Source organism: Pseudomonas sp. Irchel s3b2 (assembly GCF_900187445.1).
Classification (GTDB): Bacteria; Pseudomonadota; Gammaproteobacteria; order Pseudomonadales; family Pseudomonadaceae; genus Aquipseudomonas.
In genome coordinates this window covers 33,376-46,935 of sequence record NZ_FYEB01000006.1, presented here as the reverse complement: position 1 = coordinate 46,935, position 13,560 = coordinate 33,376, and the positions used below count along the sequence as shown (strand labels likewise).

The following is a 13,560-nucleotide window of genomic DNA, read 5'->3' as shown; positions in this document are numbered from 1 at the left end:
CGAAGGCGTCAGGTCTGGCACACCGCGTTATCGTTCTTCGCGGGCGAGCCTCGCTCCTACAGGCGGCTCGATTTGATCCAGCACCCGGTTCGCCGTGATCTCCGCCACCATGATGCTGTTCGAAATACCCAGCAGGGCGTGACGCGACTCACCCTCCAGATGATCGACCAACTGATGGACCATCACATCGACCGAAGCCAGCGTCTCGACCAAAAAAACCGCCAGGGTTTCGCTAGTCGCTTCTGGGTCCACGGCAAATAGCTTGCTCGGTTTACGCGCGGTGGCTTTGATGTCGGCAATCGAGTTGAGGTGATAATCGAGGGCGCGTTCGGCGGCCTCGTTGAGTTTTTTTGAACCGGGTTCGTAGGGGGATATCGGATCGGTGTCCGGTGGGTTTGGCGTAACCTTGAACATAAGCTGGCTTCTCTGATTGGGTGCCAACCCTTCTGCTGCTAAACGAGAGGGAGGCAGCTGTACGCAGGTTAGCAGACCGGGGAAGCTAGCAAAGCCGGCGCGCCCGAAGGCGCCCTGCGCACAACCACCATCAAGTGCAGGCATGGTAATGCCTGACTGACAAGAGCTTGTGCACCTTGCTTGTAACCCCAGGCTGCTAAACCCGATCACTGATGGGCAGTGACACGAATCAAGTTACCGAGCAACCCCAAGGCGCACAAGCCGGCGGATTCTGGCGTAAGCGTAGGCAACGGCGCAAGATCTTGTAGCTTGCAGGAAGTAACCTTGAGGACGATTAAACAGGCTCCTTTAATCAATGTTGAATGATCTGACGCGCACGTCCTACAAGCGGTGAAAGCCTCGAAAAAACCGCTACATGCACTTTTATAAAGCGCGATGCCATAAAAGCGTGCACCTGCCGCGAGCGGTGCCCTGAGTTTTTCCCTCTGTCAGTACCCACATCCTCTGTTGCCAATGATCCGCGCAACCACGTCTGAAGTCCTGTCAAAACACGTCTGTTCTGGGTCGCCAGCCTGTTTCCCGATTGTTCAGTCGCAAGTTTTGTAGCGCGAATGAAGTATCGATCCACCGACTGGCACAAAGGCTGCATTGATCCCCTCAGGCCCATCGAAAACAGATGGGCAGCCCACTCGATCAACGAAGATCGACCGGCCGAGCAGGTCGTGGGCAACATCGGTGGATCAGGCGAAGACGCCAGGTCGAACACCGCGAAGAACAGGCAAAGACGCCTGAAACCGAGAGGTTTCAGGCGTTTTTTTTTGCTTTTTTTAACCGTGATTGGCTTTGGCTGGGTGCTTACTATGAATTCCAATGTTGCCGCATTGAACAAACTGCAAACGCTGATCGTGATCGGCAATGGCATGGTCGGACATCATTGTGTCGAGCAGCTCATCGAGCGCGGCGCCCTCGACCATTACCGCCTGCATGTCTTCAGCGAAGAGCCGATGCGCGCCTACGACCGTGTGCATCTGTCCGAGTATTTCGGTGGTCGCGATGCCGAGTCGCTGGCCCTGGGCGAAGCCTCTCTGTACCAGACGCCGGGCGTCATCCTGCATCTGGGCGTGCCAGTGCTGGAAATCGACCGAGCGCGACGCCAGGTGATTACCGCGCAAGGTTGCGTCGCTTACGACAAACTGGTTCTGGCTACCGGTTCTTATCCCTTCGTGCCGCCTATTGAAGGTGCGGAAGGTGACTCGCGCCTGGTCTATCGCACCCTCGAAGACCTCGACGCGATTCGCGCCGCAGCGGCCAATGCCCGACGTGGCGTAGTGGTCGGCGGTGGCCTGCTCGGTCTGGAAGCCGCCAATGCCCTGAAAAGCCTGGGCCTGGAAGCGCATGTGGTGGAGTTTGCCCCGCGCCTGATGCCGGTGCAGCTGGACGAGCAGGGTGGCTTGGCACTGAAGGCACAAATCGAGCGGCTCGGCGTGGGTGTGCACCTGTCCCGTGGCACGCAGTCGATCAGTGCTGGCGAGCAGTACCGCTACCGGATGAATTTTGCCAATGACGAATTCCTCGAAGCCGACCTGATCGTGTTCTCCGCCGGGATCCGCGCGCAAGACGCGCTGGCCCGCCAATGTGCGCTGGACATCGGTCCACGTGGCGGCGTGGTGATCGACGATCAATGCCTGACCAGCGACCCGAACATCTATGCCATCGGCGAGTGCGCCGCCTGGAATGGCAGCCTCTTCGGTCTGGTCGCCCCCGGTTACCAGATGGCCCGTGGTGTCGCATCGCTGCTATGCGATCAAGTCGCGGAGCCGTTCCAGGGCGCCGACATGTCGACCAAGCTCAAACTGCTCGGCGTCGATGTTGGCTCCATCGGCGATGCTCACGCCCAGACGCCGGGTGCGCGCAGTTATCAGTTCATCGATGAGGCAACCGCGAGCTACCGTCGCCTGGTGGTGGATGCTGACAGCAAGCGCGTGCTCGGCGCGGTGCTGGTCGGCGACAACAGCTATTACGACACCCTGCTGCAATACATGCAGAACGGCATTGCCTTGCCGTCGGAACCGGCCAGCCTGATTCTGCCATCGTCCTCCGGCGCACCAACCCTGGGCCCGGGCGCGTTGCCCGAGTCAGCGACCGTGTGCTCGTGCCATAACGTCACCAAGGGCTCGATCTGCTCGGCCATCGACGGTGGCTGCACCGACCTCGGCCTGCTCAAGTCGCAGACCAAGGCTTGCACCGGTTGCGGTGGATGCGCAGGGCTGCTCAAGCAAGTGTTCGAGCATGAATTGATTGCTCGCGGCGTCAGTGTCGACAAAAGCCTGTGCGAACACTTCGCCTACACCCGTCAGGAACTTTATGCGCTGGTGCGGGTAGAGGGGGTGATCACCTTCGAAGAACTGCTGGCCAAGCACGGCCGCGGCCACACCGGTTGCGACGTGTGCAAACCGGCGGTGGGTTCGATTCTCGCCTCGTGCTGGAACCAGCCGATCATGGACGTCTCGCTGGTACCGTTGCAGGACACCAACGACACCTTCATGGCCAACATGCAGAAAAACGGCACCTATTCGGTGGTGCCGCGCATCGCCGGGGGCGAGATCACCGCCGACAAGCTGATCGCAATCGGCGTGGTGGCGAAGAAATACGACCTCTACACCAAAATCACCGGCGGTCAGCGCATCGACTTGTTCGGCGCGCAGCTGCATCAGTTGCCGGACATCTGGTCCGAGCTGATTGAGGCCGGTTTCGAAACCGGGCACGCCTACGGCAAATCGACCCGCACGGTGAAGTCGTGCGTCGGCAGCACCTGGTGCCGTTATGGCGTGCAGGACAGCGTGAAAATGGCCCTGACCCTCGAGGACCGCTACAAAGGCCTGCGCTCGCCGCACAAGCTCAAGTTCGCGGTCTCTGGCTGCACCCGTGAATGTGCCGAGGCGCAAAGCAAAGACGTGGGCGTGATCGCCACCGAGAACGGCTGGAACCTCTATGTGGCCGGTAACGGCGGCATGCGTCCGCGTCACGCCGAGCTGTTCGCCACCGACCTGGACGATGAAACCCTGATCCGTTACATCGACCGTTTCCTGATGTTCTACATCCGCACCGCCGACAAATTGCAGCGCACCTCAGTCTGGCGCGAAAGCCTGGAGGGCGGCCTGGATTACCTCAAGGACGTGGTTATCAACGACAGCCTGGGGCTCGGCGCGGAACTCGAATCGCAGATGCAACTGGTGGTCAACCGCTACGAATGCGAATGGGCCAATGCCCTCAAAGACCCGGAAAAACTCAAGCGCTTCCGCACCTTCGTCAACGATCAACGCCCGGACCCGGACATCCATTTTGTTCAGGAACGCGGTCAACGCCGGCCGATCATGGCCGCCGAACTCAACCTTATCCCTGTCACCGAGGAGAATGCCTGATGAGCCAGCCCACTACCCAGCGTGTCGATGCCCTTGCAACCGCGGCCAATGCTCAGGCCTGGCAAGCGGTGTGCAGCCAGCAGGATCTGGTCAGCAACTCCGGCGTCGTCGTCTGGCTCGACGGCGCGCAGGTGGCGCTGTTCTACCTGCCGCAGGCCGAAGGTCGCACCCTCTACGCGATCGACAACCATGATCCGCAATCCGGCGCGAACGTTATCGGCCGCGGACTGATCGGCAGCCTCAAGGGGGATCTGGTGGTAGCTTCGCCGATCTACAAGCAGCATTTCCGTCTCGAAGATGGCAGTTGCCTGGAGTATCCGGAGCAGCGCTTGCGGGTCTGGCCGGTGCGCCTGAATGCCGGCATCGTGGAAGTCGCGGCGGCTTGACTGCCGCCCTGAACCGTATCGGAGAACGTTGATGAAGACAGCCGCACAGTTGCTGAAACTCAAAGTCGTGCAAAACCAGCAGGTGCACAGCATCGCACCGGATCAGATGGTCCTCGACGCCCTGAAAATGATGGCCGAGAAGAACGTCGGCGCGTTGCCCGTCATCGAAGACGGGCAGGTGGTCGGCGTCGTCAGCGAGCGTGACTATGCGCGCAAAGTGGTTCTGCAGGGACGATCTTCGGTCGGTACGCCAGTGCGCGAGATCATGAGCGCGCCGGTGGTGACCGCCGACAGTCAGCAGAGTATCGAGCGTTGCATGGCGGTCATGACCGACAGCCATTTGCGCCATTTGCCCGTGCTGGAGAGCGGCGAACTGATCGGGCTGTTGTCGATCGGTGATCTGGTCAAGGAAGCCATCGTCGAGCAGGCCGATTTGATTCGGCAACTGGAGCATTACATTCGCGGGCACTGAGGACTTCGGGGTGGACGTTGCGCATCCGTACTGATTGTCTGGAAGAAACAAAAAAAGGCCATATCTTCAGTGCAGTAGAAATGGCCTGTTCGTTACGGTCTTCAAGACGGGCCCAATGCCCGTCAGCTCATCCAGTTACCGCCATCGACGTTATAAGTCTGGGCCACGATGTAATCGCTTTCGGCCGATGCCAGGAAGATCGCCATGCCGACAAGATCCTCTGCCGTGCCCATGCGTCCGTACGGAACCTCCTGACCCGCCAGCCGTTTCTTTTCTCCGAGCGGCCGGTTCTCATAGCGGGCGAACAGCGCATCGACGCCATCCCAATGTTCGCCATCCACCACACCCGGCGCGATGGCATTCACGTTGATTTTATGCGGGATGAGATTGAGCCCGGCCGATTGCGTGAGGCTGATCACCGCCGCTTTGGTCGCGCAATACACCGCAACAAGCGCTTCACCGCGTCGACCGGCCTGACTGGCCATATTGATGATTTTGCCGCCGTGGCCCTGACGGACCATCTGTTTGGCCGCGGCCTGCAGCGTAAACAGGGTGCCGGACACGTTGATCGAGAACAGCCGTTCGTAGCTGTCGCGAGAAATCTCGCTAATAGGCGCGAGATCAAACAGTGCCGCGTTGTTGATCAGGATATCGAGCTTGCCTGCGGTGGCGATCACCGCCGCGATGGCACCGTCGATTGATTGCTGATCGGTCACGTCCATCTCGACCGCATAGGCATTCGGTCCCAGTTCGGCTGCGGTGGCTTGCGCACGTTCCAGGTTGATGTCTGCGATTGCGACCGTAGCGCCTTCGCGGATATAGGCCTGCGCGAACGTTCTCCCGATGCCTCTGGCAGAACCGGTGATAAGAGCGCTTTTTCCTTCCAGACGTTTCATTTTTTCCATCCAATCGTTAGAGCTAAAGAGACGCCCCCCATTGAGGGCATTAAAAGCGGTCGTCAGTCTGCGAAGCCCCCCTGTAGGAGCGAGGCTTGCCCGCGAAGGATGCACCGCGGTTTTTCAGGTATTACGCGTCATCGTTCTTCGCGGGCAAGCCTCGCTCCTACAGGTTCTGCATCAAGTCGTTGCTACTTGGGATAACCCGCGCGTTTCATCTCGCGTTCGGTGGTTTGCTGGGCAGAGGCCAGGGCCTGCTCGACCGGCATCTGCCCGGTGAGCGCCGCAGACAGCAGCTTGCCAACCGACGTGCCGATGGCCTGGAACTCAGGAATGGTCACGTACTGGATACCGACGTAGGGCACGGGTTGGGCTGAAGGGTGCGCAGGGTCGGCGTGCTGCATCATTTTCAGCGTGACACTGGCGAAAGGCGCGGCCTGCAAGTAGGCGTCGCTGTAGGTGGACATGCGGGTGCCCGGCGGTACGTTGGTAATGCCATCCTTCTCGGCGACCAGTTGGATGTACTCCTTGGAGGTCGCCCAGGTCACAAAGGCTTTGGCGGCTTCTTTGTGTTTGGACGTCGCCGGGATGGCCAGCGACCAGGCATAGAGCCAGGACGAGCCCTTATCGGTGACTTGCGTGGGCGCCGCGACGAAGCCGACGTTGTCAGCCACTTTGCTTTGGGTTTTGTCGGTGATGAAGGAACCGGCGACGCTGGCATCGACCCAGATCGCGCATTTGCCGCTGTTGAACAGGGCCAGGGTCTCGTTGAAGCCATTGCTCGAAACACCCGGCGGGCCGTACTGCTTGAGGGTGTTGACGTAGAAGTTGGCCGCAGCGCTCCATTCCGGCCCGGTGAGTTGCGGCTGCCACTGCTCGTTGAACCAGCGCGCGCCAAAAGCGTTGGACATCGTGGTCAGCAGGGCCATGTTTTCACCCCAACCGGCCTTGCCGCGCAAGCACATTCCATACTGCTCTTTATCCGGCTGGTGCAGCTTGCCGGCGAACTCGCCGAGCTGCGTCCAGCTCGGGTGCTCGGGCATGGTCAGGCCAGCGTCCTTGAACAGGTCGGTGCGGTAATAGGTGATGGTGCTTTCGCCATAAAACGGCAGGGCATAGAGCGTGTCATTGACCGATAGGCCCTGACGAACCGAGGGGAAAATATCCTCGAGGTCATAGCTGGCGGGCAGGTCTTTCATCGGCTCCAGCCAATGCTTGGCGCCCCACAGTGGTGTTTCGTAGGTGCCGATGGTCAGCACATCGAATTGACCACCCTGAGTGGCAATGTCGGTGGTAAGGCGCTGACGCAAAACGTTCTCTTCGAGTACCACCCAGTTGAGCTTCACATCGGGATGCAGCTGTTCGAACGTTTTGGACAGCCGTTGCATGCGGATCATGTCGCTGTTGTTGACGGTGGCGATCGTCACCGTTTCGGCAGCCTGGCAGAGCAGGGCAGAGGACAGGCCGGCGGACAGAAAAAACGCGCTTGGAATGATCTTCATCGTGTTCTCCGCTCTGCGCCTTGGGCGGCAGAGGCTCTTATTGTTGTTACAGTCCACGGTGCGAGTCATCGCCGCAACGGGATGACCACAGGATTACAGCAACCCAAGCGGTGAACAAATGAATGGCATACGCGGCACTGATACTTTTTTAACCACGCAGGGCCATGGAAAAAAAGTATCAGTGGCCGCCATATAGCGCGCTAGGCGTACTGTCTGTTTAGGGCGAATCTGATAACAGCGCCTTGGAGTTTCGAATCAGCTTCGACTCGTCCGGGGCTTCGCGGTAGCCTTGATAAAACCAACAAAAATGGAATCGCCAGGGTGATGAACCATCACGTAACTGCAGACAAGCCGCCAGCGCTTGAAGTCATTCTGAACGAGCCCCAGCACAGCTTTCGTTGGTATGAGCATGACTATCCCTTCGACCTTGCTCGCTGGAACCATCATCCGGAATTCGAGATCCACCTGATTCGCGAAGGCAGTGGCCGGCTATTGGCAGGTGACTACATCGGCCTGTTCGAGGCCGGGCATGTCGCCCTGATCGGCCCTGGCTTGCCTCATGACTGGATCAGCGATCTGGGCAAAGGGGAGGTGATTGCCGGCCGCGACGTCGTGTTGCAATTCGATGGTCAGATGCTGATGCAACTGCGCGACAAGTTCCCTGAGCTCAGTGAATTGCAAAGCCTGTTTCGCCAGGCGGCCCAGGGCATTGAATTTCACGGCGTTACCCGCAAAAAGGCGGCTCGACTGCTGGAAGACATCGGTCAGTGTCACGGATTACAGCGGTTGTGCCTGTTCCTGTCGTTGCTGCAGTTGCTGGCCTCTGCCCCTGACAGCGAGCGACAGACGCTCGCCAGCCTGCAATATGCGCCGATGCTCGACGCATTGACGGCCCAGCGCATGAGCATTGTGTTCGACTACATTCTGAACGATCTGGCTGATGAGCTGCGCATGTCCGTCATCGCCCAGCGTCTGGATATGAACGAACCGGCTTTCTCCAAATTCTTCAAACGCGCCACTGGCCATACCTTCGTCGACCTGACGCGCAAACTGCGCGTCCAGCGCGCCTGCCGTTTACTGGCGCAAAGCAGTTTCAGCGTTGCCGATATCTGCTTTGAAGTGGGTTACGCCAACTTATCGAATTTCAATCGGCACTTTCGCCATGAAATGCACGAGACACCGAGCGAGTATCGGCAGCGGTTGCAGCGGACGGTGGCGGCGAGTCATTGAAGGGGCGATCTTTTGGAGGTTCCAGCGTTCGACTCGAAACGATCTGGAATTATTTTCCTCCAGTTCTTGACATGCCTTTCGAACCAGTCCAGAATTGCGTCCATTCCTGCTTAGGGAACACGAAAACCCCTTAGATTTCAAAGGGTTGGAAGCTAGATTAGAATCTTGTTTCCAGATGCGAGTTTACACGTTTGATGTTGTGCTACTGACATCAGATGTTTGAGGCCGAGTAGCAAAATGGTTATGCAGTGGATTGCAAATCCACCTACGCCGGTTCGATTCCGACCTCGGCCTCCACTTTAAACGAGCTCCGTAGATCCATGATCTACGGAGCTTTTTTATTTTCGCAGTCCTGCAAGATTTAGTCTTGAAAAGGATCTTTGCGAACTTGCTTCACCGGGGCGGGATGTATATATTTCCCCCTCTGTTGCACAAGCGTCAGAACTGCCAGATCGTTATTGGCCAGTCTTCAGACTGCTTTACCGCGCTACCGCCCGAATGGCGAAACTGGTAGACGCATGGGACTTAAAATCCCCCGCTCGTAAGGGCGTGCCGGTTCGATTCCGGCTTCGGGCACCAATAGTATGATTTCAGATGTTCCCGTAAACACCTGAAACCTAGAGAAACCGGCCTTATAGCCGGTTTTTTTGTGTCTGAATATCCCCGTATGTTCCTGTACAGCCCCACGAATTAGGTATGCGTTTAGGTATACATCGGTTCGATATCGAGGCGTACCCGGCATGCTCCAACAGTCAGAGGAGCTCTTAAGCCAGAGCTCGTGGCTCCTGGTGGTAATTTGGCCTGTCCAATGCGACAAGACCGTGAGCAGTGGAAGCCCGATATGCGTGGCCTCGGTGTGCTCACATTCAACAATCAGTTCCAAGGTCACAGAATCTTCAAAGAGATCAGCGGCACCAGCTTCTCTGCCCCTTTCGTAACCCATTTAGCCGGTCGGCTTCTTAACGAATACCCTTCGGCCTCGGCAAACCTACTCAGAGCAATGTTGGTCAACCACGCGTCGTGTCGAGCCGTTCGCACAGCTGGTGAATAGGCCAACGTCACGCTCAGCTCACGCGTAGCGAGAGCTGAGCGGAGGAACGAGGCAGGCAACGGTAATTCGAAGAATTGGGTAGAGTCCCTTTCTATCTCTTCTTCGGATGTCAGAACCACGCAGTGGTCTGAGGATCGGAACAAGTCACTTTCGCTTACCTGGCCGTATCCACCAACTTCACGAAATATTTCGCGATTTTTAGTCGGGGTATTATTTTTGTAAGCTGCAATGAGCTCTTTAGAAAACGTGGTTTCCAACGCACTCGGTCTTCGTCCATGCACTTAATGCCGATCCAGCCACACCGTCTGCGCGTTGCAGAATTCGCGTACCCCGAAGTGCGAAAGCTCGCGACCAAAACCGCTCTTCTTCACACCGCCGAAGGTGACACGCGGATCGGAGGCGCAGTAACCATTGATAAATACACCACCGGTTTCCAGTTCACCGGCCATCTGTTGGGCACGTTCCACGTCGCCTGTATAAATCGTTGCGGCGAGGCCGAACTCACTGTCATTTGCCAGTGCCATGGCGTGGGTGGCATCGCGTGCGGTGATGATCGAAGCGACCGGGCCAAACAGTTCCTGCTTGAACGAGGTCATCTGGTCGGTGACATCAGCGAAAACCGTTGGCTCGTAGAAGTTACCGCTACCCTCGGCCTTCTTGCCACCCAGTAACAACGTAGCACCTTCCTCCAGAGTGTCGCGCACCTGCTGATCCAGTTCATCACGCAGATCAAAGCGAGCCATCGGGCCGATGTACGTGGCGGCGGCCAGTGGATCACCGACCACCAGTTTTTGCGTGGCTTCAACGAATTTGCGCGTGAATTCCTCGACAACGCCCTGCTCGACAATCAGGCGCTTGGCCGCCGCGCAGACTTGCCCGGTGTTCTGATAACGGCCAATCACGGCGGCTTTCACCGCATCGTCGAGGTCGGCATCGTTGAGCACGATAAAAGGGTCGGAGCCGCCCAGTTCCAAGACGCATTTTTTCAACGCCGCACCGGCCTGCGCGCCGATGGCCATGCCGGCTCGCACGCTGCCGGTGAGGGTGACGGCTGCAATGCGTGAGTCTTTGATCGCCGTGGAAACACCTTCCGGCGTGACGTTGATGACTTCGAAAGCCCCTTCAGGAAATTCGGCTTGCTGGAAGGCGTCCAGCAACAGGTAAGCGCTGCCCATCACGTTCGGCGCGTGTTTGAGCACGTAGGTGTTGCCGGCGAGCAATACCGGAACGGCGCCGCGCAGGACCTGCCAGATCGGGAAGTTCCACGGCATCACCGCGAGAATCGGGCCAAGTGGGCGGTATTCAATGCGTGCTTTTCCGCCCTCAACCAATGTCGGTTCAGCGTTGAGCATGGCCGGGCCGTGTTCCGCGTACCAGTCGCAGAGCTGCGCACACTTTTCGATTTCGCCACGTGCTTGAGTGATCGGCTTACCCATTTCCAGGGTGATCATGTTCGCCATCGTTTCTGCGTTGTTGCGCAAGACGTTGGCCAGGGCGATCAGCCGTTGCGCGCGTTGCGCAACCGGTGTGCCGCGCCAGACACGGAACCCGGCCGTGGCACGTGACAGTGCGGTTTGCAGCGCCGCTTCGGATTCAAAAGGGTAGTTACCGATCTGCTCGCCGTTGACGGGATTGATCGAAATGGCATGAGTGAGGCTGGAAATGTTGGTCATGGCATCGTCCTGCGGGGTGGGAATGCGTTCAGACTACGGTGGCTTTTGGTTTCTTAAAACTGAATAATGCTGATCGTATCGTTCACGTATGGAGAATGACTTGGATCTGGTTCAGCTGGAGATTTTCAAAGCGGTCGCCGAGCACGGCAGCATCAGCGTCGCCGCTCAGCACATCCATCGTGTGCCGTCGAACCTGACGACGCGGATCAAACAGCTGGAGCTGGATCTGGGCGTTGACCTGTTTATCCGCGAGAAAAGCCGCCTGCGGCTGTCGCCGGCCGGTTGGAGTTTTCTCGACTATGCCCGACGCATTCTCGATCTGGTCCAGGAGGCGCGCGCGACTGTTGCCGGGGAAGAGCCGCAAGGATCGTTTCCCCTGGGGTCGCTGGAGAGCACGGCGGCGGTGCGTATTCCTGAATTGTTGGCCGCCTATAACCAGAAGCACGCCAAGGTCGAACTGGCCCTGTCCACCGGTCCTTCCGGGACCATGATCGACGGAGTGCTGTCGGGTCGATTGGCCGCTGCGTTTGTCGACGGGCCGGTGCTGCACCCGGCACTGGAGGGCGTGCCGGCATTCGAGGAAGAGATGGTGCTGATCGCGCCGCTCAACCATTTGCCGATCCACCGTGCGCAGGATGTGAACGGCGAAAACATCTACGCCTTTCGCTCCAATTGCTCTTACCGCCATCACTTTGAAAGTTGGTTCGCCAAGGATGCTGCGGTGCCCGGCAAGATTTTCGAAATGGAGTCCTATCACGGCATGCTGGCCTGTGTCAGCTCCGGTGCTGGCCTGGCGCTGATGCCGCGCAGCATGCTCGAAAGCATGCCGGGCTGCACCACGGTGAGTGTGTGGCCGTTGTCGGAGTCCTTTCGCTATTTGCGAACCTGGCTGGTGTGGCGCCGGGGGACGGTGTCGCAAAGCCTGACCATGTTCGTGCGTTTGCTCGAAGAGCGATGCACAGCGTCGGGCCGACTGACTTGAGCGAATCGAACCGCCATCGATTAGCAGATTCAGCCCGGTCAGGTAGGATTCTATCTAGGGACCTTCAAGCAGTTAGTCATGCAGGCAACCGCTTTGCTGTCGGGTCTATCATCGATAAAAAAACCGTCTCGATTCGGCATTTTTACGGCTGCCAATGTCGATGCATTGACGGTCGTATTGGCTTCAATCAGTTTGTTCATGTGCAGGATGTAGCCGGTGACAGCGTATACCTGTTCGTTAGTCAACGACTGTGGCGCCTGGAAGGGCATTGCTCTGCGGATGGCCGGGAGTGGCGCATAGCGAACTGATATAGCAGTATTGAGGTAGCGTGCTTGTTTCGCGTTCGTGCCGCCTCGACCACATCGATTCATCAGGTTACAGGGAGGATATCGTGACCAAGAGCTCACGCGATGTTCAAGTGAGCAGTCGGCTCTTGGGTAGTTATAGGCGCGAATTACAAATATGCAGCCGATGGTAATTCTACCGAGGCGTCAGGAATCGCTGGATAAGCTTGTGTATTTGTTGAATATTTCCTCACCATAGTCGCTATGGTCGGGCTCAATGCTCGCGTCTATCACGGGTTGGCAATGCCGAGCTTCTGCGCCACTTTCAGTCACTGTCTTGCACTGAGCTTTTGAAGCCGTGACCCCAAGCGACGATTAGTTCAGCATGTTGTCAATTCTGGCGTTAGGAATACTCTTTATGGTCAGTTCCAGTTCATCCCAGTCGATGCAAGACTTCAGTCAAAACTTGCGCCTTCTCTGCGGATATTATAAGTCGGTGGCGAAGGTGTGCCGCTCCCTTGATATCAACCGCCAGCAGTTCAACAAATACTTGGGGGCGCAAGCGACTCCCTCATCCTTTACCCTGCGCAAGATCTGCACTTTTTTTGGGGTGGATGAGGATGAAATATTCTCCGAGCATGAATCCTTCCGCGCTCTGCTCAACAGGCAACGCACGGCGCGAGAGCCAGACAGTGCGGTACCAGCCGATTTTTTCCCGAGCTCCGCGCAGGAGTTGTCGAAGTACCAGGGTTACTACTTTGTCTATTTGATGTCGCCTTCCGCGCCGGGGGAGGTGATCAAGTCGATTACCCGCTTGACCCGCTCCGGCGAAAAGATCCTGAGTAAAACCTACGAGCGGATGAGGTTGGGCGATGACCAGCTGAAGAGTTTCGGCATCAATAAATATCGTGGGTTCTGCTTTGCCTCATCGGATCTGATTTACATCGTCGAGCGCGAGTACCTCTCGTCCCGGGGCTATATCTGGTCAGCGATTTATCCCTCCTACCGCAGTCGTTTTCGTTTTCTCAACGGCTTGGTACTCGGCGTTTCGGGTGACAATTTCCGCCGTCCTTTTGGTGCCCATATTGTATTTGAGCACCTAGGCGAGTCGATCGACCTGCGTAACGCTCTCACCAGTTGCAGCTGTTTTCCGATTGATGCCCCTGAGATTCCCAATGAGGTGAGGGCGCGGCTGCTGGTACATCCACCAGAAGGTGAGTTCAACCTTGTCCCTCCGCTGTTTTAGTC

The 13,560-nt window shown here is 57.6% G+C and carries 10 protein-coding genes, 2 tRNA genes and 1 pseudogene; 9 read left to right on the top strand and 4 right to left on the bottom strand.

Translation table 11 applies throughout. The features are described 5' to 3' along the window. Positions 1-27: 27 nt before the first annotated feature. Positions 28-414 carry a DUF6124 family protein gene (locus tag CKW20_RS15535; RefSeq protein WP_095053701.1) on the bottom strand — a complete coding sequence of 129 codons (387 nt, stop codon included), beginning with the start codon at positions 412-414 and terminating at the stop codon, positions 28-30. A gap of 860 nt (positions 415-1,274) precedes the next feature. Between CKW20_RS15535 and nirB the strand changes: the two genes are divergently transcribed. The 3 genes from nirB to CKW20_RS15520 are packed head-to-tail and all read left to right on the top strand — an operon-like array spanning position 1,275 to position 4,694. Then, positions 1,275-3,836, top strand: a complete 2,562-nt coding sequence (nirB, locus tag CKW20_RS15530; RefSeq protein WP_095053700.1) for a nitrite reductase large subunit NirB — start codon at positions 1,275-1,277, stop codon at positions 3,834-3,836. After that, positions 3,836-4,222, top strand: coding sequence for a nitrite reductase small subunit NirD (gene nirD / locus CKW20_RS15525; protein ID WP_030128788.1), 387 nt, complete (start codon positions 3,836-3,838; stop codon positions 4,220-4,222). The genes nirB and nirD overlap by 1 nt, the downstream gene beginning before the upstream one ends. Positions 4,223-4,253: 31 nt before the next feature. Continuing rightward, positions 4,254-4,694 carry a CBS domain-containing protein gene (locus tag CKW20_RS15520; protein ID WP_095053699.1) on the top strand — a complete coding sequence of 147 codons (441 nt, stop codon included), beginning with the start codon at positions 4,254-4,256 and terminating at the stop codon, positions 4,692-4,694. Between the two features lie 122 nt (positions 4,695-4,816). On the opposite strand, the gene CKW20_RS15515 is transcribed toward CKW20_RS15520, so the two are convergent. Together CKW20_RS15515 and CKW20_RS15510 are read right to left on the bottom strand one after the other, a co-directional pair. Then, the gene (locus tag CKW20_RS15515; protein WP_095053698.1) at positions 4,817-5,590 is read right to left on the bottom strand and encodes an L-iditol 2-dehydrogenase; all 774 of its coding nucleotides are present in this window, start codon (positions 5,588-5,590) and stop codon (positions 4,817-4,819) included. Positions 5,591-5,781: 191 nt separating this feature from the next. Beyond that, on the bottom strand, positions 5,782-7,092 hold the full coding sequence (locus tag CKW20_RS15510) for a sugar ABC transporter substrate-binding protein (RefSeq protein ID WP_095053697.1): 1,311 nt from the start codon (positions 7,090-7,092) through the stop codon (positions 5,782-5,784). Between the two features lie 324 nt (positions 7,093-7,416). On the opposite strand from CKW20_RS15510, the gene CKW20_RS15505 reads away from it, so the two are divergent. From CKW20_RS15505 to CKW20_RS15490, 4 genes and pseudogenes are all read left to right on the top strand, one after another. After that, positions 7,417-8,322 carry an AraC family transcriptional regulator gene (locus CKW20_RS15505; protein WP_095053696.1) on the top strand — a complete coding sequence of 302 codons (906 nt, stop codon included), beginning with the start codon at positions 7,417-7,419 and terminating at the stop codon, positions 8,320-8,322. 223 nt (positions 8,323-8,545) lie between these two features. Beyond that, positions 8,546-8,619: transfer RNA gene (locus CKW20_RS15500), tRNA-Cys, on the top strand. A 195-nt stretch (positions 8,620-8,814) separates the two neighbouring features. After that, positions 8,815-8,901: transfer RNA gene (locus CKW20_RS15495), tRNA-Leu, on the top strand. Positions 8,902-9,034: 133 nt separating this feature from the next. Further along, positions 9,035-9,343: pseudogene (locus CKW20_RS15490) on the top strand (S8 family serine peptidase); the annotation flags it as partial. Between the two features lie 311 nt (positions 9,344-9,654). Here the strand turns inward: CKW20_RS15490 and CKW20_RS15485 are convergent. Further along, positions 9,655-11,046 (bottom strand): aldehyde dehydrogenase family protein, encoded by a 1,392-nt coding sequence (locus CKW20_RS15485; RefSeq protein ID WP_095053695.1) that lies wholly within the window; start codon positions 11,044-11,046, stop codon positions 9,655-9,657. Positions 11,047-11,146: 100 nt separating this feature from the next. Between CKW20_RS15485 and CKW20_RS15480 the strand changes: the two genes are divergently transcribed. Together CKW20_RS15480 and CKW20_RS15475 are read left to right on the top strand one after the other, a co-directional pair. Further along, the gene (locus CKW20_RS15480; RefSeq protein ID WP_095053694.1) at positions 11,147-12,028 is read left to right on the top strand and encodes a LysR family transcriptional regulator; all 882 of its coding nucleotides are present in this window, start codon (positions 11,147-11,149) and stop codon (positions 12,026-12,028) included. A 702-nt stretch (positions 12,029-12,730) separates the two neighbouring features. After that, positions 12,731-13,558 carry a helix-turn-helix domain-containing protein gene (locus CKW20_RS15475; protein WP_095053693.1) on the top strand — a complete coding sequence of 276 codons (828 nt, stop codon included), beginning with the start codon at positions 12,731-12,733 and terminating at the stop codon, positions 13,556-13,558. Positions 13,559-13,560 lie beyond the last annotated feature (2 nt).